Raw genomic sequence first — 23,751 nt, 5'->3', positions numbered from 1 at the left:
ACCTCCCCCGTGGAGACTCCCCCTCACCCCAACCCTCTCCCCGCAAGCGGGGAGAGGGAGAGAAAGGCCAGCACCCGCCACCAAAACAGCGGCGAATCCTTCGGCGGTGAGAGCTCCGGCGTCCAGCCGGTGAGTTTTTCAATCACATAGGTGTCGGTGAGAACACCGCGCCAGCGGCGTTCGACCCGGCCGAGCTGCTCGCGTTTGGCCGGGATATTCTCCCATAGCGATGAACGGTTGTCCGGCTCGCGCCCGACATAGATGCCCGCATGTTCCTTGATCCGGTCGATGCCGGGATCGCGGAAATCCTGGAAGCGGCCGCGCTCGTTGATCTCGATCACCGGCACGCGGCCCCGAAACAGCCAGCGCATCATGGCATAGGTGCGGTAGTCCGTGGTCGCGATCCAGGTCGCGCCGGTCTCGTCGAGGACAGCCTGCGCGCGCGCGGCGACCTGTTCGTAGCTGGACTCGGCACCGACCGGATCAATCTTCCCGAGAAAATTCCAGGGCGCTACGACGTAGTAGAGGAATACGATCACGACGAAGGCGATGCCCGAGACGATCGCTGTCTTGCCCCAGAACAGGCTCGACCGGATCAGCCGCGCCGACCGGTTTTCACGCGACAACATCACCAGGTTCACCGCAGCAGCGGCAAAGCCGACCGGCCACATGAACATCGGCCAGGTGTCGCCGACCCGCAGGGTCAGCGATTTTGCAAAGAAATAGGCGAACGGCACCAGCACCGCGGTCGAGAGCAAAATCGCGACCGGCTCACGCGTCCGATAGCCGCGCCACGCCGTCATCGCCAGCCCCGTCAAGACCACCGGCAGCATCACGAAACCGACGAGGCCGAATTGCAGACCGATGTAGTCGCCGATCGTGCGCAGCGAGATGCCGTAATTGGCGGTGGCGCGCACGCCCTGGAATCGGAACGAGGCCCAGTCGTGCTGTGCGTTCCAGATCAGCACAGGCGAGAACACGGCGACCGCGACCGCCACGGCGAGATAGGGATAGGGGCTGCGCAACCAGCGCCCGCGCCAATCCGGCACCAGCAGAAACGCGGCCACCGCAGGCGCAAACATGATCGCGGTGAATTTCGACAGCATCGACAATCCGGCGAACAGCCCGGCCGCGAGCCACCACCGGCCGTCGCCGCTTTGCGCGAGCCGCACCAGCGACCACATCATCGCCACCGCAAACGGGATCATCGCGACGTCGGGCGCGACCTTGGCCATCAGCAGGCCATAGTAGAGCGCGGCCTCCGGCATCAGCACCGCGAACACGATCGCGCGCGCGTCATGGGTGAGACGGCGGACGATGTCGGCGAGCAGCAGTTGCGTCACCAGCATCGCGACGATGCCACCGAAGCGGACGCCGAGCGTGGTGTCGCCGAAGACCGCGGTGCCAAAGCGGATAAACCAGGCGATCATCGGGGGATGATCGAGGAAGCTGAGCGCGCCCTCCTTCGACCAGGTCCAGTAATAGGCTTCATCCGTGCGCAGCTCGATCGCGGAGGCGTAGACGAGGCGCAGCACGGTCATCGCGGCAATGATCGCTGCGGCGATGACGAGGGGCCGGCGCGCGGCGCCGCCGCGGGGCATGGTGCTGTCGGGAAAAGGCGTCACGGCCGCGCTTTTCGCCAACCTGGGATGGGGAGTCAATGCGGGGGTGGATCGACCCGCTCCGTAGTCGTCCCGGACAAGCGAAGCGCGATCCGGGACCCATATCCACAGGGAGGGTTTGGCGAAGGCTCGTGGTTACCAGCCCGTGCTACAACTCCTTCCTGTGGTTATGGGTCCCGGATCTGCGCGCTGCTATGCGGCGCTTGTCCGGGACGACAGGAGTATTCGGCGGCCTACCGCGCATGTGATCAGTGCGCTGTCCGCCCCCGGAATTAAACGCTAGGCTGGCTGTTCTCCTTCATGAACTGATACAACCGAATCATGGCCACCGTTCCCGCACAGATGTCCGAACTCGTCCGCGCGACCAGCGCACGGCAGGTGCGGCTGGTCTGCGGAATCATCCTGTTCGCCTACGTGGTCAGTCATTTCCTCAACCATGCGCTCGGCAACATCTCGGTCGATGCGATGGAGGCCGGGATCTATTACCACGTCCTGTTCTGGCAGTTCCTGCCAGTGACGATCGTGTTCTACGCGGCCGCACTGATCCACGCCGGGCTCGGTGTGTTCGCGCTGTACCAGCGCCGCGAGTTTCGCTGGAAGACGGTCGAGCCGCTTCAGCTCGTGCTGGGCCTCAGCATCCCCGTGCTCGTCATGGCGCATGTGATCGGGATACGGCTCGGCCTGACGCTCTACGGGCACGAGAAGCTTTACCCGCAGGAGCTCTATCTGTTCTTCGTGCTCGCGCCCGCGCGGCTGTGGCAGATGACGATTTTACTCGTGGTCGCCTGGGTGCACGGTTGCGTCGGCATCTATTTTTGGCTGCGCATGAAGACCTTCTTCACGCGCGCCGCACCCTATCTGCTCGCAGCCGCCGTACTGATCCCGACGCTGGCGATGCTCGGCATCTACCAGGGCGGGCGCAGCGTTGCCGTCGACAGCGACGACGCGGACTGGCGCAGGACGAATTATACGAGGCAACAGGTCGGCACGGTCGCGGAAAACAAAGTGCTCGACCGCATCAGCGGCTGCCTCGTCATGGGCTATTTCGGCCTGCTCGGCGTGGTGATGCTCGCAAGAGGCGTGCGCGCCCTGCGCGAACGGCGCGGCGGCATGATCGCGCTGTCCTACGGCAACGGCAAGACGGTGCGGGTCCCCAAAGGGCTTTCCGTGCTGGAAGCGAGCCTGCGCCACAACGTGCCGCATGCCAGCGTCTGCGGCGGCCGCGCCCGCTGCTCGACCTGCCGAATCCGCGTCATCGGCGATCATGGCGCCCTGCCCGAGCCGTCGCAGCGCGAGGCATTCGTGCTCGCCCGCGTCGGCACCGCCGATCCCTCGATCAGGCTGGCCTGCCAGCTGCGGCCGGACGCCGACCTCTCCTTCTTCCAGCTCTTCACGGCGCAGACACATGCGGCGGACGGGCAGGCCTCGACATCAGCCAGAATCGGCCAGGAGCGTTATCTCGTCAGCCTGTTCGTGGACATGCGCGGCTCGACACAGCTTGCCGAGAAGCGGCTGCCGTTCGATACGGTTTTCATCGTCAACCGTTTCCTCGGTGCGGTCTCGCAAGCCGTGATCGAGAACGGCGGCCAGCCGAACCAGTTCGTCGGCGACGGCATGCTGGCGCTGTTCGGGCTGTCAGCCGATCCGCAGGAAGCCTGCCGGCAGGCGTTGAAGGCTGCCGGCGGCATCGCGACGCATATCGACGAGCTCAACGAGCTTCTGAGCCACGATCTGCGCCAGCCGATCCGCTTCGGTATCGGCATTCACGGCGGCGAGGTCATCATCGGCGACATCGGCTATCGCGATCACATTGTCTTCACGGCGCTCGGGGATGCCGTCAACGTCGCCGCCCGGCTCCAGGACATGACCAAGGCGCTGGCCTGCGAAGCCGTCGTTTCCGAGGAAGTCCGCCGCACCGCGGGCCTTGCCGACGACTCGCTGCCGCAGCAGGAGGTCGCGATCCGTGGCCGCGACGAGCCGATGGCCGTGCGCGTGGTTGCTGATGCAAGGGAGCTGTCGGCCCTCGTCGCCAGCGGCGAACGGGTCGCGGCGTAACACCGGCTTGCTGCAACGCAGCGGCATGGGCCTGCTGCGAAAGCACGAATTGACTTCATCCGGGTCGTCACGACACATGAGCGCGGGATCGCGGTGATGGCCGCGGTCCAACGAAAAGCTCCGGGAGGAGACCAGATGTTCGATCGACGCGACCTGCTCAAAGGAGCGGGTCTTGCCGCCATGGCGGCGGCACTGAATTCCACCAAGGCGCTGGCGCTCGACACTGTCACCCTGCCCTTCGCCAATGGCGAGCGGCCGCTGGTGAAGTACCCCCAGAAGCGGCCGATGATCGGCCTCACGAGCCGGCCGCCGCAGCTCGAGACGCCGTTCGCGGTGTTCAACGACGGCGCGATCACGCCGAATAATGCGTTCTTCGTGCGTTATCACCTCTCCGACCTGCCCTACAATCTCGACCCCGACAAGTTCACGCTCGAGGTCAAGGGCAAGGTCGACAAGCCGCTGAAGCTGTCGCTCAAGGACATCAAGAAGATGAAGGCGACCGAGCTCGTCGCCGTCAACCAGTGCTCCGGCAACAGCCGCGGCCTCGTCGAGCCGCGCGTGGCCGGCGGCCAGCTCGCCAACGGCGCCATGGGCAACGCGCGCTGGCGCGGCGTGCCGCTGAAGGCCGTGCTGGAGATGGCCGGCGTGCAGAGCGGCGCGAAGCAAGTCACCTTCAACGGCATGGATGGCCCGGTCAGCGACAAGACGCCCGACTTCGTCAAGGCGCTCGACATCGACCACGCCACCGACGGCGAGGTGATGCTGGCCTACGGCATGAACGGCGAGGATTTGCCGTTCCTCAACGGCTTTCCGCTGCGCCTGGTCGTGCCGGGCTATTACGGCACCTACTGGGTCAAGCACCTCAACGAGATCACCGTGATCGACACTGTGTTCGACGGCTTCTGGATGAAGTCGGCCTATCGCATTCCCGACACGCCGAACAATGCAATCGAGCCCGGCACCGCGCCGAAGGCGACGATCCCGATCAACCGCTTCACCATCCGCTCCTTCATCACCAGCGTCCCCGACGGCGCGAAGCTGAAGGCGGGCCGCACGACGCTGCGCGGCATCGCCTTCGACGGCGGCAAGGGCATCAAGGATGTCCAGGTCTCCACCGACGGCGGCAAGACCTGGATTAGCGCCAAGCTCGGCAAGGATCTCGGCAAGTACTCGTTCCGCGAATGGATGCTGCCGGTGAAACTCGCGGCGGGCCAGGCCGAGCTGAAGGTCCGGGCCACCGGCAATGGCGGCGAGACGCAGCCGGATACGCCGCGCTGGAACCCGGCGGGTTATCTGCGCAACGTCGTCGAAACCGTCCGCGTCAGCGTGGCCTGAGGGAGAATGATCATGCAACGCACCGCTGTCGTCGCCTTCTCGCTCGTCCTCGCCGCTGTAGCGGGTTCGGCACTCGCCGCGCCGGTCAACTACAAGGCCCCCGATGAGGTCGCGGCGTTCAAGCCCGGCCCGAATCTCGAGGTGGTGCAGGGCAATTGCACCGCCTGCCATTCGTCCGACTACATCGCTACGCAGCCGCCGATGAAAGACAAGAAAGGTTTCTGGCAGGCCGAGGTGACCAAGATGATCAAGGTCTATGGCGCGCCGATCGACGATGCCGACATCGGCAAGATCGTCGACTATCTCGCCGCGACGTATTGACGGCGTGCGGACCAATTGACCGCGAAACGGGCAAAACCGGTAAAAACGCCGCGAAGTTGAGCGGAATTCGGCGAAATGCCGATGTGGTTTGATCTACCAAGCCGGCCACATTCCGCGTATCCTGTTAGGACCGAACCGGCCGGTTGGCGGGGACTGGCGGTTCGAGATCTCGGAGGAAGACCCGCGGAGAAGACGTGATGGCTAAAGGTACGGTCAAGTGGTTCAACCCGACGAAGGGTTATGGATTTATCCAGCCTGCGTCGGGCGGCAAGGATGTGTTCGTGCATATCTCGGCAGTGCAGAAAGCCGGCCTGTCCTCGCTCAACGAAGGACAGACGGTGGAATACGAAGAGATCGCAAACCGGGGCAAGACCTCCGCAGAGAACCTCAAAGTATAAGCCCGCCAGCGTTTTAGCTGCCTTCCGGATCTCTCCGGGAGTCGGGCCAAGAAAATTTCAGAAGACGGCCAGTGCATTCGACGACGGGCGTTGCGATTGCACACGGAGAGTTATTTTTCCGCGAAGACCGCCCGTTCAACGCCACAGCAACGACAATCGCGACGGCACTTCATTACTCCACCGGCAACGGTGCGTCGCGCTTGATCTCCTCCATCACCGCATAGGTCCGCGTCTCGCGCACGCCCGGCATCGACAGCAGGGTCTCGCCGAGGAAGCGTCGATAGGCGGTCATGTCCGCAAGCCGCGCCTTCACAAGATAGTCGAAACCGCCGGCAACCATGTGACACTCCAGCACCTCGGGCGCGAGTTTCACCGCCCGCGCAAAGCGCTCGAAATTGTCGGGCGTGGTCTTGTCGAGCAGCACCTCGACGAACACCAGAAGGCCGAGGCCGAGCCGGTGCGGATTGAGCCGCGCACCATAGCCCTCGACGAAGCCCTCGCGCTGCAACCGCTTCAGCCGCTCGCCAACCGAGGTCGGCGACAGCCCGATACGCTCGGCGAGCTCGACATTGGCGATGCGCCCGTCCTGCTGCAGAATCGAGAGGATTCTCCGGTCGGTTCGATCAAGTTCCATATCTTGTGCGGCCAAATAGCAAATGATCTTCATTTCCTAAGGCAAACTCGCTAATTTGTCTATCGAACTACGGTAGCACCGGCTTTATCCTGGATCTCAGCCACAGGACACGCCATGCCGAACATCCCGCCGCCCTTCACTGCTCCCTATGCACCCGATGATGCCGGGATCGCGGCGCGTCTGTTGCCAGCGTCACATCTCAGCCCGCCGCAGGAGGCGCGGATCGACCGCACCGCGACGCGGTTGATCGAGGCGATCCGCAAGCGCGACGACCGGTTCGGCGGCGTCGAGGACATGCTGCGGGAGTTCGCGCTCTCGACCAAGGAGGGGCTCGCGCTGATGGTGCTGGCCGAGGCGCTGCTGCGCGTGCCGGACGCGCGCACCGCCGACCAGTTCATCGAGGACAAGCTCGGCGAAGGCGACTTCATCCATCACGAGACCAGGTCCACCGCCTTCCTGGTCAACGCCTCGGCCTGGGCGCTCGGCCTGTCGGCGCGGGTGATCCAGCCCGGCGAGACGCCCGACGGCACCATCGGCCGTCTCGTGAAGAGGCTCGGTGCGCCGGCGGTACGCACCGCCACGCGCCAGGCAATGCGGCTGATGGGCAATCATTTCGTGCTGGGTGAGACCATCGAGCAGGCGCTGGAGCGGGGCCGGCCGCGCTCTGGCCAGAAGCCGCGCTATTCCTTTGACATGCTCGGCGAAGGCGCGCGCACGGCTGCGGACGCCAAGCGCTATTTCGACGCCTATGCCAGTGCGATCGAAACCATCGGCAAGGCCGCCGGCAGTCACCCCCTGCCCGACCGGCCCGGCATTTCCGTCAAACTTTCGGCGCTACATCCGCGCTTCGAGGCGATCAGCCGCGACCGGGTGATGACCGAGCTCGTGCCACAATTGCTCGATCTGGCGCAGCGCGCCAAGGCCCATGACCTGAATTTCACCGTCGATGCCGAGGAGGCCGACCGGCTGGAGCTGTCGCTCGACGTGATCGCCGCAACGCTCGCCGATGCCTCGCTTGCCGGCTGGGACGGCTTTGGGCTGGCGGTCCAGGCCTATCAGAAGCGCGCGAGCGCGGTGATCGACTATGTCGACGCGCTTGCGAGGGCGCATGACCGCAAGCTGATGGTGCGGCTGGTCAAGGGCGCCTATTGGGACACCGAGATCAAGCGCGCGCAGGAGCGCGGGCTGGGCGGCTATCCGGTGTTCACGCGCAAGGCGATGACGGATCTGAACTATGTTGCCTGCGCCTCGAAACTGCTCGGCTTGCGGCCGCACATCTTCCCGCAATTCGCCACCCACAATGCGCTGACGGTCGCGACCGTGCTGGAATTGGCCGGCGGCAGCGGCGGCTTCGAATTCCAGCGCCTGCATGGCATGGGCGAAGCGCTGTACGAGCAGCTCGCCAAGGATCATCCTGAGATCGCCTACCGCACCTATGCCCCGGTCGGCAGCCATCGCGATTTGCTCGCCTATCTGGTGCGGCGGCTCCTGGAGAACGGCGCCAACTCGTCGTTCGTGGCACAGGCCGCCGATTATCGCGTGCCGGTCACGGCGCTGTTGCAGCGTCCCGCCGATGCCATCGTCCGGCCGCAAGCGGCGGCGCATTCAAAAATTCCGTTGCCGGGCGATCTGTTCGCGCCGGAACGGCGCAATTCGCGCGGCGTCGAATTCGGCGCGCGTGCCGCGCTCGGCCAGTTGTTGAGGGACGTCAAGGCCGAGGCGGCCGACCTCAAGCCGATCGCCGACGCAACGCCGGATCAGGCCAATGCGGCGGTGACTGCCGCACGCGCGGGATTTGCCGCCTGGAGCCGGACGCCGGCAGTCCTGCGCGCGGCGGCGCTGGAGCAGGCCGCGCATCTGCTGGAGAGCCGCAGCGCCCGTTTCATCGCGCTGCTGCAAGCCGAAGGCGGCAAGACCCTCGACGACGCGCTGTCGGAGCTGCGCGAGGCCGCCGACTTCTGTCGCTATTATGCCGCCCAGGGCCGCAAGCTGTTCGGCGTTGATGCCGCCATGCCGGGCCCGACCGGCGAGAGCAATGCGCTCGCCATGCGCGGCCGCGGCGTGTTCGTCGCGATCTCGCCGTGGAATTTTCCGCTGGCGATCTTCCTCGGCCAGGTCACGGCGGCGCTGATGGCCGGCAACAGCGTGGTGGCAAAACCCGCCGAGCAGACGCCGCGGATCGCGCGGGAGGCAGTCGCGCTGCTGCACGAGGCCGGCATTCCCACAAGCGCGCTGCATCTCGTCACCGGCGACGGCCGCATCGGCGCCGTGCTGGCCGCGCATGCCGATATCGCCGGAATCGTCTTCACCGGCTCGACCGAGGTCGCGCGCGCAATCAACCGGACACTCGCCGCCAAGGACGGGCCGATCGTGCCGCTGATCGCGGAGACCGGCGGCATCAACGCCATGATCGCGGATGCGACCGCGCTGCCCGAGCAGGTCGCCGACGACGTCGTGACATCGGCGTTCCGCTCGGCCGGCCAGCGCTGCTCGGCGCTGCGGCTGTTGTTCGTGCAGGAGGACGTTGCCGACCGCATGATCGAGATGATCGCGGGCGCGGCGCGCGAGTTGGAGCTCGGAGATTCCGGCGCTGTCGCAACCCATGTCGGCCCGGTGATCGACGCCGAGGCCAAGCAGCGGCTGGAGGCCCACATCGCACGCATGAAGACCGCGGCGCGGCTGCACTTCGCAGGCACTGCTCCGGAGGGCTGCTTCGTCGCGCCGCACATTTTCGAGCTCAGGGACGCCGGCCAGCTCGCCGAGGAGGTGTTCGGCCCGATCCTCCACGTCGTGCGCTACCGCGCCGAGAACCTCGAACGCGTGCTGCAAGCCATCGCGCACAGCGGTTACGGGCTCACGCTCGGCATCCATTCCCGCATCGACGACACCATCGAGGCCATCATCGACCGCGTCCAGGTCGGCAATATCTACGTCAACCGCAACATGATCGGCGCCGTGGTCGGCGTGCAGCCGTTCGGCGGCAACGGGCTGTCCGGGACCGGCCCCAAGGCCGGCGGCCCACATTACCTCGCGCGCTTTGCCACCGAGCAGACCGTGACGATCAACACGGCGGCGGCCGGCGGCAACGCCGCGCTGCTTGCGGGGGAGGAGTGAGGCCCTGCGCCCGGCGCCGTTGCATCCCGCCGAAACATCGGTCTAATGCTGCCACGAGGCGCCCGCGCCAATTCCAGCGCGCGGGAAACGACAAGAGCGAGGGAGCAACGCCGGTATGGACAAGGGCATTTTTGCGGGACTGAAGGTTCTGGACTGCGCGAGCTTCATCGCAGCGCCTGCGGCCGCGACCGTGCTGTCGGATTTCGGCGCCGATGTCGTCAAGATCGAGCCGCCCGGCGCAGGCGATCCCTACCGCAATCTGCCCAACATTCCCGGCTATCCGACCAGTGAGCACAATTTCGCTTGGCTGCTGGAGGCCCGCAACAAGAAGAGCATCGCGCTCGACCTTTCAAAGCCCGAGGCGCAGGCCGTGCTCTACAGACTGGTGGAGGAGGCCGACGTCTTCATCACCAACATGCCGCCGCCGGTGCGCGTCAAGCTCGGCATCACCTATGACCACCTTGCCCATCTCAACGACCGGCTGATCTACGCCTCCTTCACCGGCTATGGCGAGAAAGGCGAAGAGGCCAACAAGCCCGGCTTCGACAGCAACGCCTATTGGGCACGCTCCGGCCTGATGGACCTCGTCCGCGCCGACACCGACACCACGCCGGCTCGCTCGGTGGCCGGCATGGGCGACCATCCCTGCGCCATGGCGTTCTACGGCGCCATCGTCACCGCGCTCTACCAGCGGGAGAAGACCGGCAAGGGCTCGCACGTCGCCTCCAATCTGATGGCAAACGGCGTGTGGGCCGCGAGCGTGCTGGCGCAGGCCAAGCTCTGCGGCGCCAAGTTCGCCGAGCGACGGCCGCGCGAGCGCGCGCTCAACGCTGTCGCCAATCACTACCAATGCAAGGATGGCCGCTGGCTGATCCTGTCGCTGCTGAGCGAGGAGAAACAGTTTCCGACGCTGGCGAAGTGCCTGGGGCGCGAAGATCTCATCACCGATCCACGCTTCGCCACCAAGCCCGACCGTCACGCCCGCTCGGTCGAGCTGATCAAGATCTTCGACGAGACCTTTGCAACCAAGGACCTCGCCGAATGGCGCAAGATCCTCGACGGCAATGGCCTCGTGTTCGGCATCGTCGGCATTCTGGACGACATCCCCAACGACAAGCAGATGCTCGACAACGAGGTGCTGGTGCCGTTTGAGAACGATACCATGCTCACCATATCCAGCCCGATCTGGATCGACGGCGCCAAGAAGGTGCAGCCGCGCAAGCCGCCCGGTGTCGGCGAGCACAGTGACGAGATTTTGCGCAAGGCGGGATACGACGAGGCGGCGATCAAGCAGCTGCGGTCAAAGGGCGCTGTCGGTTAGGGACGGCACGCTGCAACCCCGTCATCGCGGAATCACAATTGGCAAAGTAATCGTGAGGTCCCCATGCCCAGCTATCGCCTGCACTACTTCCCCGAATCCGGCAACAGCTACAAGCTGGCGCTGATGCTGACGCTTTGCGGCGAGACGTTCGAGCCGGTCTGGACCGACTTTGGCGGCGGCGTCACGCGCACGGCGGAGTGGCGCCGTGCCGTGAACGAGATGGGCGAGATCCCCGTGCTCGAGATCGACGGCGTGAAGATGACGCAGACTGCGCCTCTTCTGCTCAAGCTTGCCGAACAATTTGGGCGCTTCGGCGCCGAAACAGAGGAGGAGAAATTCGAACTATTGCGCTGGCTGTTCTGGGACAACCACAAGCTCACCGGCTACATGGCGACCTACCGGTTCATGCGCGCCTTCACCGAAAAGAACGATCCGCAGGTGCTGAAGCATTTTCGCCGGCGGCTCGAGGATTTTCTCGGTATTCTCGACGGACATCTCCAGCACAACGCCTTCGCGATCGGCACGCGGCCGACGGTCGCCGATATCTCGATGATGGCCTATCTGCACTATCCGAGCGACGAGCACGGTTTTGATTTCTCGGCGAGCCATCCCGCCATCCACGCCTGGCTCGGCCGCATGGCCGCGCTGCCCGGCTGGAAATCGGCCTATGAGCTGCTGCCCGGCAAGCGGATGACGAATTACGCGAAGTGAGGGCTACCGCAGCGCCAGCCATCCCAGCGTGAACAGAATCCCGCCGACGATCACGACCACCGCGACCGCCCAGGTGCTGACGCGGATGCTGCCGGTGACCTGTTTGGCTTCCTCATTGCGCGCGATCTCGCGATTGCGCTCCTTGTTGGCATCGCTCGTATCCGTCATGGGTCATCCAAACCGGGTTGGAGGCGGCCTAACGCGTCTTGATGAAGCACATGCCGATGCGGCTCGAGGCGGCAGCAGCCTGACAGGTCAAACCTTTAGCACAGGTCCATGACGTAAAACTCTTATCTCGCGTTCCCGATCCCGCCGCTTGCAGGGAACAATGCGCGCCCCAGCCGTCCAGATATTCGGTGCCGGCCAGCTCGCCGCCGCCGCGGGTCTGCGGCCGGCTGGCAAATCCGCGTGAGAAATCAGGACGTTTGCCTGCGGCGAACGCGGTCAGGATGTCGCGGCGGCGGAGCTGGTCACCGAGGAAATGCGGCGAAGCCGGCACGATGGTGGAATTGGACGGCTTGTCCGCGAGCCAGTCGACGCCCGGGAAATGGAAGCCGCCGATGCCGCGAATCTGATGGCAGCCGGCGCAGGTGACGTCGTTGAGACGGCGCTGGAAGCCTGCGACTGAGCGAATGTTCTGCATGTCGCCGCGCGCGGCAGCTTGCTTCAGCGCACCGACCACGTCGTCCTCGGTGAACACGGGGTCGATCTTGCTGTTATCGGTGCCCTCCCCTTGCATCATGCCGAACTCCGGCTGCAGCGGCGAAGCATCGAGACCGGCGGGCGTCGGCACCAATGCGGCTCTGGCCAGGAATTTCTCGGGGATCAGCACCGTGCCGCGATCGAGCTCGCGAAAATTCTCGGGCGCAAGCAGCCAGTCCCTGAAGTCGCGCCGGAGCGCGTCATCCGCGAGGATCCTGTCGCGGTCGATCTGGTTTTCCAACGCCGCTTCCTCGAACCGTTTCGTCACCGCGTCATACTTGAACACCTTGAGCAGATAGTCGGAGCGGAAATCGTGCAGCGCCGATTTCGGCGCGATCGAGATCTGGACGTTGGTCTCGATTCGGTCGAGCATGGCGTCGTCGGGAAAGCTGCCGCCGATCAGCCCCTGCCAGTCGCCATGGTCGAGCCAGCGCCGCGCGACCTCGGCGCAAGTGAGCGGCTTGCCGCTCGCATCCATCTGCCGCGCATCGCGTGCCTTCATCACCAGATTGAACGTCATCGGCAGGCGCGTTGCGGTCTTGCCGCCGCCCGGCCCGGTCTCGAAACGCGCGAGCCGATAGATCAGCCTGATCTCGCCGCAGGACTCTTCCGACAGGTAAGCGCGGTCCATGCGGTTGACGATGCCGGCCAGCACGAAACGTGTGTCGCGCGATTTCAGATTGGCCCGGTCGAAAAGCTGCACGTCAAAGCCTTCGCCGGCGCCGATGGTCTCGGTCGGATAGAGCGCCTTCTGCCTCATGACGTAGCGGTCGAACTCCGCGTCGACCGCGGGCGGAATCGGCGCGAGCTGCGGCAGCGACGAGAACAGCAGGTCGGTCGTCAGCGGAACATCCGCGTTCCGCTCCGGCCACAGCAGGCGCGAGATCGTCAGCGTATCGTTCTGGTCAAGCTTGCGCAGCAGATCGGGATCGGTGATCGCCGTGCCGCGCGTCAGCGGCGCGGTCTCCGCTGCGAAAAGCGAAGCGGCGCCGCCGAATAAGACGACCACAGCAACGAGAATTCGCACCGCGCGGCTCATGCCTCAGGTAACACCGCGCGGGGACGCCTATTCAAGCAAAAAGGCGCTTCACGAGGTGGTGAAGCGCCTCTTTGGAAGTTGAACAATGTCGCGCTCAGCGCGCGACGATCAGGCCCTTGCTGGTGACGACGACCCAGCGGCCGTCCTGGCGGCGGATCGCATCGACCCGCCCGACGCCGGGGATGGGGTCGCCGGCATAGACCTCGTAGAGGCCGTCGCGGCCCTCAATCAGGGCACCACCATTGACGACGTTGCGCAGCCTCCAGCCCTCGATCGTCGGCAAACGGCCGACCTCGGTCTTGGGCGCGGCCGGCACCGGAGCCGGTGCCGCGGCGGCAGTCGCGACCTGGGTCGGCGCGATCGAGCCGGTGGTCTCCCTGGCGGGCGCCGCGGTGGCGGCCTGCACGGGGGCGACCGGCGGGGTGGCGCGGAGCTTGTCGACGGTCTCGGACAGCTTTGCGATTTTGGCCAGCGGCTCGGCCTGCGCCTTCTCGAGCTTGTCGAGGCGGTCGTTCGCCCGGTTGAATTGGCCGAGGCCGGTCTTGGAGGTGTGCTCGACATTCGCCTTCAGCGCGACGACATCGGCATCGATCCGAGCCACCGAGGATTCCAGCGCGCTGGTGTCGGCGACTTGTGCCGGCGCCGGGGCTGCAAAATGCATCATGCCGGCGGTCGCGAGCGCGCCGCTGATCGCGCCGACACTGGCGGCAATCGCCACCACCGCGGCCATCGCCGACAGGCGGCGCTTGCCGCCGGTCTCGCGCGGCTCGTCCGCCTTCGCATGCGGGGCAAACTCTTCGCGGTCCCAGGACCGGTCGGAGGGGGCCATGACAATGACCTTGCCAGGTTTGGTTTCGGCCATGGTTTCGGCTTTGGCTTCGAACTTTGGCATCTCGATCCTCGATGCCTCGATTTTTGGAGGCTCGACCTTGACCGGTTCGGGCTTCACCGGATCGGGCTTGGGCGGCGCCTCGTGGTCGGGGGCGATCGAGGGGGCCTCGATGCCGGCAGCCTCGACGGCCTGCGGCGCGGTCGCTTCGATGGCACCGTTATCCTGGGCAGCCTGCTCAGCCATTGGTTCGCTCACAGCTCAAATACTCCAATCGGGATTGACCATTTGGTAACTTTCATTGCTTGCGAAATCCTTACCTCGGGACCCGCTTACCGAAATTTTAGGAAGTCATCCGGGGCCGAATTGGGCCGGGAAAGTGGAACCGGTGTGGCGGGCGTGAAACAATTTGTAATCGGGGGAAGATGAACGGGCGCGCAACGGCCAACGCTGGATTCACATCACCACCGGCGCGTCCGGCAGCTCGTTCGCACGTGGGCCCTGCGGCGGGAAGTGGCGCGCCAGCTCGCGCGACACCGCCTCGATGCCACTGATCACACCCCGCTCGAACTGGCCCGGCCTGAACTCGGCCTCCATCGCGCGGCAGATGCTCTCCCAGCCCTCGCTACCGACCTTCGCGTGGATGCCCCGGTCGGCGATGATCTCGACGTCGCGATCGGCGAGCAGGAGATAGATCAGGACACCATTGTTGTGCGCGGTGTCCCAGATGCGCAGATGCGAGAACACGTCGAGCGCGCGCGCGCGGGCCGGCTGGTTGCGGAACAGCGGCCCGCCGTCGAGCGCGCCTTCGACGACGAAGCGGACCTGGCCGGAATGGGTAGTCTCACCCCGCTTGATCGCCTGCTCGATGCGGTCGAGCACGGCTTGCGGAAAGATCTGCTTTGCCCGCCAGTGATGCTGTACCAGATGTCTGGCAATGCGCTTGATGCTCATGACCGCTACCAGCTCCCCGAGGCGCCGCCGCCGCCGAAACTGCCGCCGCCGCCGCTGAAGCTGCCGCTGTCGCTGGACGACGAGCCGCTGCTCCAGCCGCCTCCCGAGGAGCCGCTCGACCACGAGCCGCGGCGCGACGACCCCGTGCCCGGTCCCATCGCCGAAAACAGATCGGCGATGAAGCCGATGACAAAACCGAGTGCTCCGAGCGCGACGGCGAGTCCGAAGGAGCCGAGGATGAGCCAGGCCACCGCCGCAATGATGCCCCCGGTCAGCAATGATCCGAGGAGCCGCCCCAGGATCGCCCGGAAGAACCCGCCGACGCCGATCGAAGTAAACAGCGCCACGGCAAAGACCGGCACGAGGTCGTCCAGATTATGGGCGAAGTTTACGCTGCGCGAGGGCACCGGCAGCGGCTCGCCATCGATCACCCGCATCATGCGCTCGACGCCATCAGCGATGCCGCCTGCGAAATCTCCACTTCTGAATTTTGGCGTGATGATCTCGTCGATGATCCGCCGCGACGTGACGTCGGTGAGCGCACCTTCGAGGCCGTAGCCGACCTCGATGCGCAAATGCCGGTCGTTCTTGGCGACGACGAGGATCGCGCCGTCATCGACCTTCCTGCGGCCGATCTTCCAGGCCTCCGCGACGCGGATCGAGAACTGCTCGATCGTCTCCGGCTGCGTGGTCGGCACGATCAGGACGGCGATCTGGCTGCCCTTGCGCGTCTCGAAATCGCGCAGCTTTTGCGACAGCGCGGCGATGTTGCTGCTGGAGAGCGTGCCGGTCTCATCGACGACGCTGCCGCTGAGCTGTGGCACGGCGACGTCGGCTGACGCGGCGAACGAGAAGGCAAACAGGAGTGCAAGGATAAGAGCAACACGCGAGGAGAAGGGCGAACAAGCCCGCAACAACCTCACCGTCATCGTCCGCGAAGGCGGACGATCCAGTATTCCAGAGACAGCAGTGGTTCTATCGAGAAGCCGCCGCGTACTGGATTCCCCGCCTTCGCGGGGAATGACAGTCGTGTGTGGAGCTGGGCGCATTCGCAAGACGAGGCGCGCTTACTTCGACGGCGCTGGCGCGGGATTGAAATCGACCTTCGGCGCGGTCGATATCTCCTTTTCGTTCTCGACCGTGAAATTCGGCTTCTCCTTGTAGCCGAACATCATCGCGGTGAGATTGCTTGGAAACGAGCGAATGGTGACGTTGTACTCCTGCACCGCCTTGATGTAGCGGTTGCGCGCCACCGTGATGCGGTTCTCGGTGCCTTCGAGCTGGGACATCAAATCCTTGAACAGCGCGTCAGACTTGAGCTGCGGATAGTTTTCCGTGACCACAAGAAGCCGCGAGAGCGCGCTGGAGAGCTCGCCCTGGGCGGCCTGGAATTTCTGGAACGCAGCCGGATCGTTCAGCACCTCCGGCGTTGCCTGGATGCTGCCGACCTTGGCGCGCGCATTGGTGACGCCGAGCAGCACGTCCTTCTCCTGTTGCGCAAAACCCTTCACCGAGTTGACGAGATTGGGCACGAGATCGGCCCGGCGCTGGTACTGGTTCACGACCTCGGACCAGTTGGCCTTGATCTGCTCGTCCTCGCTCTGGATCGCGTTGTAGCCGCAATTGGTCAGGCTGAGCGAGGCCAGCGCCGCCAGCACGGTGAGGATCTTGCGCATCGAATTTCTCCCGGTGGAATCCGGTGCAAACTACCAGATGGCGCGTGCACGGCGCCAGAGGCGCGAAAAGCAGCCGGCTGACGCAAGCCTCTTGCCTATCCCCGGCCGACATAGTCAACTCTGCGGAACAACAAGATCAAACCGGAAACGCTGAGGGGAACGCGATGTCGTCGTTCGAGACCATCCTCGTGGAGAGGCCGGAGCCGGCGATCACCCGGATCGTGATGAACCGGCCCGAGGCGCGCAACGCGCAGAACCTGCAAATGACCTACGACCTCAACGCCGCCTTCGACGCAGCGGTGCAGGACGATGCGGTCAAGGTGATCATCCTCGCCGGCAACGGCCCGCACTTCTCTTCCGGCCACGATCTGCGGCCGGGCGGCAAGAACGCCGCAGGCGTCGATTTTCCGCCGGTAGGAAATTGGGGCGGCTTTGCCGAACCGAACGCGCACGGCCGCTTCGCGCGCGAGCAGGAAATCTATCTCCAGATCACGCGGCGCTGGCGCAACCTCGCCAAGCCGACCATTGCCGAGGTGCACGGCAGGTGCATCGCCGGCGGGTTGATGCTGGCCTGGGCCTGCGACCTCATCGTTGCCAGCGACGATGCGCAGTTCTGCGATCCCGTCGTCACCATGGGCGTTTGCGGCGTCGAATGGTTCGTGCATCCCTGGGAGCTTGGACCGCGCAAGGCCAAGGAGTTCCTGTTCACCGCCGACAGCTGGAGTGCGCAGGAGGCGCATCAGCTCGGCATGGTCAACCGCGTCGTGCCGCGCGCGGAGCTCTCGGCGTCAGTGTTGGAGCTGGCACGCCGGATCGCATCAAAGCCGTCCTTCGCGCTGAAGCTGACCAAGGAGGCGGTGAACCGCTCCGTCGACGTGATGGGCCAGCCCGCCGCGATCGACCAGGCCTTTGCACTGCATCAGCTCTGTCACGCCCACAACCTTCAGGAGTTCGGCATGGTGGTCGATCCATCCGGACTGCATCCCTCGGTTCGCAAGCCGCCGGCGGCCGCGGAGTAACAACATGGACCTCAATCTCAGTGACGAGCAACGGCTGCTGCGCGAAAGCGCGGAACGCTTCGTGGCCGAAAGCTACGATGCCGAGCATCGCCGCAAGATGGCGAATGATCCACTCGGCTACAGCCCTGCGGTGTGGAAGCAATTCGCCGAGCTTGGCTGGCTGGCGCTGCCGATCCCGGAGGAGTTTGACGGGCTCGGCGGCGGCGCGGTCGAGATCGGCATTTTGATGGAAGCGTTCGGCCGCGGGCTGGTGTCCGAGCCGTATGTCGCAACGGTCGTGCTCGGCGCTGCCCTGATCGAGAAGTGCGGCAGCACGGCGCAGAAGCAGGCGCGGCTGGCGAAGGTCGCTGATGGATCGCTGAAGCTCGCTCTTGCGCATTCCGAACGCGCAGCAAGATTCGATCTCGCCAAGGTCGCAACCACTGCCCACAAGACGGCGCAAGGCTGGCGCCTTGCCGGCAGCAAGATCGCCGTGCTCGACGGCCACGCCGCCGACGAGATCATCGTCTCCGCGCATATCCACGATCACCGGGGACCTTCGGGCCGCATCGGCCTGTTCCTGGTGCCGGCGAAGACGCCGAGCCTTGCCGTCAGCGACTACGAGCGGCTCGGCGGCGGACGGGCCTGCAAAATCGAGCTTTCCGGCGTCGAGCTGCCAGAGGACGCCCTGCTTGGTGACGGCAGCGACGCGCTGCCGGCGATCGAATGGGCCGTCGATCGCGCGATGGCCGCGTTAGGTGCCGAAGCCGGCGGCATCATGCAGACGCTGCTCGACACCACCTTGGAGTACACCAAGATCCGAAAGCAGTTCGGCCGGCCGCTGTCCGCCAACCAGGTCATCCGCCATCGCCTCGCCGACATGGCGATGCAGGTCGACGAGTCACGCTCGATGGCGCTGCGCGCGGCGCTGAAGGTCGACGCCGCGCCGGTCGAACGGGCGCGGGCCGCTTCCGGCGCGAAGGCCAAGATCGGAAAATGCGCGCGCTTCGTCGGCGAGCAGTCGATCCAGCTTCACGGCGGCATGGGCGTTACCGAGGAGCTCGAGGTCGGCGCCTATTTCAAACGCCTCCTCGCCTTCGAGACGCTGTTCGGTGGCAGCGCACATCATTATGGCCGTCACGCCCGGCTTGGCCGCACCACCGTCTCAGCCTGACAAGAGGAGCGCATCATGGATCTGTCGTTCAGCGCCGAGGAGCGCGCCTTCCAGGACGAGGTACGCGGCTTCATCGCCAAGAATCTCACTAAGGAGATGAAACACGCGACCGCGCTGACGCCATCGGTGTTCTCCGACCCCGACGTCGGCATGGCCTGGCAGCGCGCGCTGCACAAGCAGGGCTGGGGCGCTCCGGGCTGGCCGGTCGAATATGGCGGGCCGGACTGGACGCCGGCACAGCGCTGGATCTTCGAGACCGAGTCCGCACGCGCCGGCGTGCCCAACGTCAACGTGATGGGCGTGAAGATGGTCGGACCGGTCATCATCGGCTTCGGCAGCGAGGCGCAGAAGAATTTCTATCTGCCGCGGATTCTGTCCGGCGAGGATTATTGGTGCCAGGGCTATTCCGAGCCGGGCTCGGGCTCGGACCTGTCCTCGCTGAAGACCCGCGCGGTGCGCGACGGCGACGACTACATCATCAACGGCACAAAAATCTGGACCACGCACGCCCACCACGCCAACCGCATGTTCGCGCTGGTGCGCACCAGCGACGGGCCGCGGCAGCAGGACGGCATCAGTTTTATTCTGATCGACATGAAGACGCCGGGCATCACGACGCGGCCGATCTTGACGATCGGCGGCGACCACGAGGTCAACCAGGTGTTTTTTGACGACGTCCGCGTGCCCGTCGCCAACCGCGTCGGCGACGAAGGCAAGGGCTGGACCTACGGCAAATATCTGCTCGAGTTCGAGCGCGGCTCCGGGATTGCGTCGGCGAAGCTGCGTGAAGGGCTGAAGGCGATCGCGGAGCTGGCGGAGTCGGACCTGACGGGACGCGCGATCGACAGCCCCGACATCGCGACGCGCATCTCGGAGGTCGAGATCGACATCGACGCGCTGGAGATGACCGAGCTGCGCGTGCTCTCGGCGCTGCAGACCGGGCAGAATCCCGGCGCGGTGTCGTCGATCCTGAAGCTGCGCAACAGCGAGATCCGCCAGGCCGTGACACGGCTCGGTGTCGACGTGATCGGCCACGATGCCCTCGCCGTCGAGCCGATGCGCCCGCTCTACAGGCTCAACCACGAGCCGCCATTGCCGGAGGAGATGCTGACGGTGGTGCCGGAATATCTCAACGGGCGAGCGTACACGATCTTCGGCGGCACCTCCGAGATCCAGCGCGACATCATTGCGAAGATGATGCTGGGGATTTGAGAGCGAATTGGCGCCTCATATTCCGCCGTCGTCCCGGCCAAGCGCAAGCGCAGATCCGGGACGACAGCGGAATGTTAGGCGCTCACCCTCGCGTCCCTGATCGCCCTCCAGATCTTCTGCGGCGTCAGCGGCGTATTCAGCTGGGTAATGCCGAGCTCGGCGAGCGCGTCCATCACGCCGTTGGTGACGCAGGGCGGGCCGCCGATGGCGCCGGATTCGCCGCAGCCCTTGGCGCCGAGCGGATTGGTGCGGCAGGGCGCGGAATCATCCAGCGTCACCACGATCGGCGGCACGTCGTCGGCGCGCGGGATGCAGTAGTCCTGATAGCTGGCGGTGAGGAGCTGGCCGTCGGAATCGTACGACACACCCTCGTACAGCGCCTGGCCGATGCCCTGCGCGACACCGCCATGGATCTGGCCCGTGACCAGCATCGGGTTCACGGCGACGCCGACGTCGTCCACGGTGGTGTAGCGCACGACGCGGGAGACGCCGGTTTCGGGGTCGATCTCGACCTCGCAGATATGCGTGCCGTTCGGCCAGCTCGGACCATCGACCTCGCCTTCGGAATCGACGCTGAGCTTTGCGCCGCCTTCCTTCTCCGCGAGCTCGAACAGGCTGATGCGGCGGTCGGTGCCGACCACGGTGAGCATGCCGCCCTGATACTCGATATCCTCGACCGAGGTCTCGAGCACGTTCGCCGCCTTCTCCCGCGCCTTCTGGATCAAGTCGTTGGACGAGACCGCGACCGCCGTGCCGCCGACGAACAGCGAGCGCGAGCCGACGCTGCCGAAGCCCATGGCGAGATCGGTGTCGCCCTGGACCACGTCGATCTTGTCCATGGCGATGCCGAGCGTGTCGGCGATCATCTGGGTGTAGGTGGTCTGAAGTCCCTGCCCCATCGCCATGGTGCCGGAATGCAGGATGACGCGGCCCTGCGAGGTCGCGTGCAGGCTGACCTTCTCGGTGTGGGCGCGGCCGCCGGTCCATTCGATATAGGAGGTGAGACCGCGGCCGTAGAGCAGGCCTTTCTTCTTGGCCGCCTTCTTGCGCGCGGCAAAGCCGTCCCAGTCGGCAAGCTTCACGGCGCGATCGAGCATGTGCGCGAAGGCACCGGAGTCATAGACCTGGCCCGCGGCGTTGGTGTAGGGCAGCTGCGCCGGCTTGATGTAGTTGGCCTTGCGGATGGCGCGCGGGTCGATGCCGATCTTTCGCGCCGCCGCGTCGAACAGACGCTCGACGATGAACACCGCTTCGGGGCGGCCCGCGCCGCGATAGGCACCGACGGGTGCGGTGTGGGTCATCACCGACTTCACCTCGAAATGCACCAGCGGCAGGTCGTAGACGCCGGTCTGCACGAACGGCCCCAGCACCAGCGGGATGATGTTCGCCGCACCCGAAGAATACGCGCCGGTGCAGCCGATCGACTTGACGCGATAGGCCAGCACCTTGCCCTTCTCGTCGAGCGCGAAGGATGCGGTCGAGCTGAGATCGCGGCCATGGGTGCCGCCGACGAATTCGTCGGTCCGGTCGCCGCGCCAGCGGATCTTCCTGTTCAGCTTGGTCGCGGCATAGGCGACGATGCCGTCCTCGGGATAGAGGTTGGTCTTCTGGCCAAAGCCGCCGCCGATGTCGCCGACCAGCACGCGGACGCTGTCCTTCGGACGCTTCAGCACGGCTTCCGCCAGCACGTCGCGGGTCGAGGCCGGCGTCTGCGACTGCACATGCAGCAAGAGACGGCCGGTCTTGTCGATCTCGGCAATGGTCGAGCGCGGCTCCATCGCGGAGGGCACGAGACGCTGGCTGACGATATCGAGCTCGACCGTATGCGCGGCCTTGGCGAAGGCCTCGTCCACCTTGGCGGCGTCGCCGTAAGCCATCGCGCCGACGATGTTGTCGGGCGCCTCCGGCCACACCACGGGCGCGCCGGGCTTGACGGCTTCGACAGGATCGACCACCGCGGGCTGCACGTCGTATTCGACGAGGATGGCTTCGGCCGCGTTCTGCGCATCGGCACGCGAGGCGGCCACCACCGCGGCCACCGCCTCGCCGGCGTAGCGCACCACCTCATGCGCGAGCAGGCGGCGGGGCGGCACCGTCATCGGCTTTCCGTCGGGGCGCTTGAAGATGCTCAGCGTCGGAATGGTGCCGATGTCGTCCTTGACGAGATCCGCGCCGGTGTAGATCGCGGTGACGCCCGGCATCTCAGCCGCTGCGCTGGTATCGATCGAGACGATCTTCGCGTGGGCGTGCGGCGAACGCAGCACGTGCAACCACAGCGCGCCATCGTCCGGCTTGTCGTCGATGAATTGCCCCTTCCCGGTGAGCAGCCTCTGGTCTTCCAAACGCTTGACGGGCTGGCCCGCTCCGAAACGCAAATTGCCGGGAAGAATGTTCATTCCGCTGTGTCCTCGAAATCCGGAAAACGACCGCGAGGGTTTTAGCCGATTTTACAGTCGAGACAACCGAGCCGCGGCACATCTGCATTGCTGCGCCCGATCGGCCGCGCAGATTGCCGGGCTCAGGTCCGCTCGATGTCGATGATGCCCACATTGACATCACGGGACTCCGAGCCCCGCTTCACGGTGAGGCGAACGGTCTTCCCGGCACCGGCCTGCTCGAGCGCATCGGTCAAGTCGGCGAGGCGTCGCACCGGCTTGCCTTCGGCCGCGGTGATGATGTCTCCGACCGCTCCGGTCGACATATTGACACCGCGAATCCCCGCCCGCTCGGCCGGGCTGCCGGGTGCCGTCCGGACCACGATCACCCCGTCGACGCCAAGCCGCGTCGAGACATCCTCGCCGGCGGCGACGATGCCGATGCCGGGCGTCGGCACCCGGCCGTTGCGAATGAGCTCGGGGACAATCCGGTTCACCACGTCGACGGGGACCGCGAAACCGATGCCGGCGTTCGAGCCGGACGGCGATATGATCGCCGTCGTGACGCCGATCAGCCGGCCGGCGGAGTCCAGCAACGGCCCGCCTGAATTGCCCGGATTGATCGCCGCATCCGTCTGGATGACGTTGGCAATCTCCCTGCCACCATGGGTCGGGAGCCTCCGCTTGAGGGCGCTGATGATGCCGCTCGTCATCGATTGATCCAGCCCGAAGGGATTGCCGATCGCAAAGGCGGATTGGCCGACCTTCAGGTCGTTCGAACTGCCGAGAGCCACCGGCGGGGCAAGCTCGCGCACGCTGCGGATCCGAAGCACCGCAAGGTCATAATTGGGAGCGGTGCCGACAAGGTCGACCTGGGCCACCTCTCCCGACGCAAAGCGCACCGCGATCTGGCCGCCATTGGCCACCACATGATTATTCGTCACGAGGTGGCCGTCGCGGTCCCAAACGAATCCGGTGCCCGAAGCGCCCCCCTGGCTTTCCTCGCCCATCAGTGGAGTGGCTGCCGATTTTGCCGCGACCTGAACGACCGAGGGCGACACGCGCTCGAAAATGTCGATGGTCCCCCTTTCGGCCTCGGACAATGGGCCGCGCTGCTCGACGGCGCGCGCGGAGGGAGTTGCCCATGGCACATACTGGACCTTCACGGCAGTAACAACGAGCAGCAGGGCGGCAAAGACCGCTGCAGCAATCGCGTAGCGACGATTCATCGGAGATCACCGTCTCGTGTGCTGAAAAACGAACGTTGGAATGCACATGCCG

At 65.4% G+C, this 23,751-nt stretch carries 20 protein-coding genes; 10 read left to right on the top strand and 10 right to left on the bottom strand.

Translation table 11 applies throughout. The annotated features are described in order from the left end of the window. Window positions 1-23 precede the first annotated feature (23 nt). A complete protein-coding gene (locus QSV46_RS13945; RefSeq protein ID WP_314952007.1) occupies window positions 24-1,601 on the bottom strand; it encodes a glycosyltransferase family 39 protein in 1,578 nt (525 codons plus the stop codon). 342 nt (window positions 1,602-1,943) lie between these two features. Between QSV46_RS13945 and QSV46_RS13940 the strand changes: the two genes are divergently transcribed. The 4 genes from QSV46_RS13940 (at window position 1,944) to QSV46_RS13925 (ending at window position 5,731) form a co-directional block, all read left to right on the top strand. Continuing rightward, a complete protein-coding gene (locus QSV46_RS13940; RefSeq protein WP_314951787.1) occupies window positions 1,944-3,677 on the top strand; it encodes an adenylate/guanylate cyclase domain-containing protein in 1,734 nt (577 codons plus the stop codon). Window positions 3,678-3,812: 135 nt separating this feature from the next. Then, complete coding sequence (locus tag QSV46_RS13935) at window positions 3,813-5,012, top strand: molybdopterin-dependent oxidoreductase (RefSeq protein WP_314951784.1); 1,200 nt, start codon at window positions 3,813-3,815, stop codon at window positions 5,010-5,012. Window positions 5,013-5,024: 12 nt separating this feature from the next. Continuing rightward, a complete protein-coding gene (locus QSV46_RS13930) occupies window positions 5,025-5,333 on the top strand; it encodes a cytochrome c (protein WP_314951781.1) in 309 nt (102 codons plus the stop codon). 197 nt (window positions 5,334-5,530) lie between these two features. Further along, a complete protein-coding gene (locus QSV46_RS13925) occupies window positions 5,531-5,731 on the top strand; it encodes a cold-shock protein (RefSeq protein ID WP_008134691.1) in 201 nt (66 codons plus the stop codon). Between the two features lie 172 nt (window positions 5,732-5,903). On the opposite strand, the gene QSV46_RS13920 is transcribed toward QSV46_RS13925, so the two are convergent. Continuing rightward, complete coding sequence (locus QSV46_RS13920; RefSeq protein ID WP_314951728.1) at window positions 5,904-6,365, bottom strand: Lrp/AsnC ligand binding domain-containing protein; 462 nt, start codon at window positions 6,363-6,365, stop codon at window positions 5,904-5,906. Window positions 6,366-6,479: 114 nt separating this feature from the next. Between QSV46_RS13920 and putA the strand changes: the two genes are divergently transcribed. From putA to QSV46_RS13905, 3 genes are all read left to right on the top strand, one after another. Further along, on the top strand, window positions 6,480-9,479 hold the full coding sequence (gene putA / locus QSV46_RS13915; RefSeq protein WP_314951725.1) for a bifunctional proline dehydrogenase/L-glutamate gamma-semialdehyde dehydrogenase PutA: 3,000 nt from the start codon (window positions 6,480-6,482) through the stop codon (window positions 9,477-9,479). Window positions 9,480-9,594: 115 nt separating this feature from the next. Further along, complete coding sequence (locus QSV46_RS13910) at window positions 9,595-10,800, top strand: CoA transferase (protein ID WP_314951723.1); 1,206 nt, start codon at window positions 9,595-9,597, stop codon at window positions 10,798-10,800. Between the two features lie 63 nt (window positions 10,801-10,863). Further along, window positions 10,864-11,511: a glutathione S-transferase family protein gene (locus QSV46_RS13905; RefSeq protein WP_314951721.1), complete on the top strand. Its 648-nt coding sequence runs from the start codon at window positions 10,864-10,866 to the stop codon at window positions 11,509-11,511. A 3-nt stretch (window positions 11,512-11,514) separates the two neighbouring features. Here the strand turns inward: QSV46_RS13905 and QSV46_RS13900 are convergent, their stop codons facing one another. The 6 genes from QSV46_RS13900 to QSV46_RS13875 form a co-directional block, all read right to left on the bottom strand. Next, on the bottom strand, window positions 11,515-11,679 hold the full coding sequence (locus QSV46_RS13900; RefSeq protein WP_314951720.1) for a hypothetical protein: 165 nt from the start codon (window positions 11,677-11,679) through the stop codon (window positions 11,515-11,517). 28 nt (window positions 11,680-11,707) lie between these two features. Next, window positions 11,708-13,252, bottom strand: a complete 1,545-nt coding sequence (locus QSV46_RS13895) for a hypothetical protein (protein ID WP_314951719.1) — start codon at window positions 13,250-13,252, stop codon at window positions 11,708-11,710. Window positions 13,253-13,346: 94 nt separating this feature from the next. Then, window positions 13,347-14,327 carry a hypothetical protein gene (locus QSV46_RS13890; RefSeq protein WP_314951717.1) on the bottom strand — a complete coding sequence of 327 codons (981 nt, stop codon included), beginning with the start codon at window positions 14,325-14,327 and terminating at the stop codon, window positions 13,347-13,349. A gap of 210 nt (window positions 14,328-14,537) precedes the next feature. Continuing rightward, window positions 14,538-15,035, bottom strand: coding sequence for a TPM domain-containing protein (locus QSV46_RS13885; protein ID WP_314951714.1), 498 nt, complete (start codon window positions 15,033-15,035; stop codon window positions 14,538-14,540). A gap of 5 nt (window positions 15,036-15,040) precedes the next feature. Further along, complete coding sequence (locus QSV46_RS13880) at window positions 15,041-15,964, bottom strand: YgcG family protein (RefSeq protein WP_314951711.1); 924 nt, start codon at window positions 15,962-15,964, stop codon at window positions 15,041-15,043. A gap of 138 nt (window positions 15,965-16,102) precedes the next feature. Further along, on the bottom strand, window positions 16,103-16,711 hold the full coding sequence (locus QSV46_RS13875; RefSeq protein WP_314951710.1) for a LemA family protein: 609 nt from the start codon (window positions 16,709-16,711) through the stop codon (window positions 16,103-16,105). A 164-nt stretch (window positions 16,712-16,875) separates the two neighbouring features. Between QSV46_RS13875 and QSV46_RS13870 the strand changes: the two genes are divergently transcribed. The 3 genes from QSV46_RS13870 to QSV46_RS13860 are packed head-to-tail and all read left to right on the top strand — an operon-like array spanning window position 16,876 to window position 20,095. Further along, window positions 16,876-17,730 carry an enoyl-CoA hydratase gene (locus QSV46_RS13870; protein WP_314951707.1) on the top strand — a complete coding sequence of 285 codons (855 nt, stop codon included), beginning with the start codon at window positions 16,876-16,878 and terminating at the stop codon, window positions 17,728-17,730. Between the two features lie 4 nt (window positions 17,731-17,734). Further along, window positions 17,735-18,883, top strand: a complete 1,149-nt coding sequence (locus QSV46_RS13865; RefSeq protein WP_314951705.1) for an acyl-CoA dehydrogenase — start codon at window positions 17,735-17,737, stop codon at window positions 18,881-18,883. A gap of 15 nt (window positions 18,884-18,898) precedes the next feature. Further along, window positions 18,899-20,095, top strand: a complete 1,197-nt coding sequence (locus tag QSV46_RS13860; RefSeq protein WP_314951701.1) for an acyl-CoA dehydrogenase family protein — start codon at window positions 18,899-18,901, stop codon at window positions 20,093-20,095. Between the two features lie 74 nt (window positions 20,096-20,169). Here the strand turns inward: QSV46_RS13860 and QSV46_RS13855 are convergent, their stop codons facing one another. Next, window positions 20,170-22,491 (bottom strand): xanthine dehydrogenase family protein molybdopterin-binding subunit, encoded by a 2,322-nt coding sequence (locus QSV46_RS13855; protein ID WP_314951699.1) that lies wholly within the window; start codon window positions 22,489-22,491, stop codon window positions 20,170-20,172. Window positions 22,492-22,613: 122 nt separating this feature from the next. Next, window positions 22,614-23,699 carry a S1C family serine protease gene (locus tag QSV46_RS13850; RefSeq protein WP_314951696.1) on the bottom strand — a complete coding sequence of 362 codons (1,086 nt, stop codon included), beginning with the start codon at window positions 23,697-23,699 and terminating at the stop codon, window positions 22,614-22,616. Window positions 23,700-23,751 lie beyond the last annotated feature (52 nt).

Origin of the sequence: Bradyrhizobium cosmicum, from assembly GCF_032290525.1 — a bacterium.
Taxonomy (GTDB): domain Bacteria; phylum Pseudomonadota; class Alphaproteobacteria; order Rhizobiales; family Xanthobacteraceae; genus Bradyrhizobium; species Bradyrhizobium cosmicum_A.
This window is presented reverse-complemented; position numbering and strand designations above follow the sequence as displayed.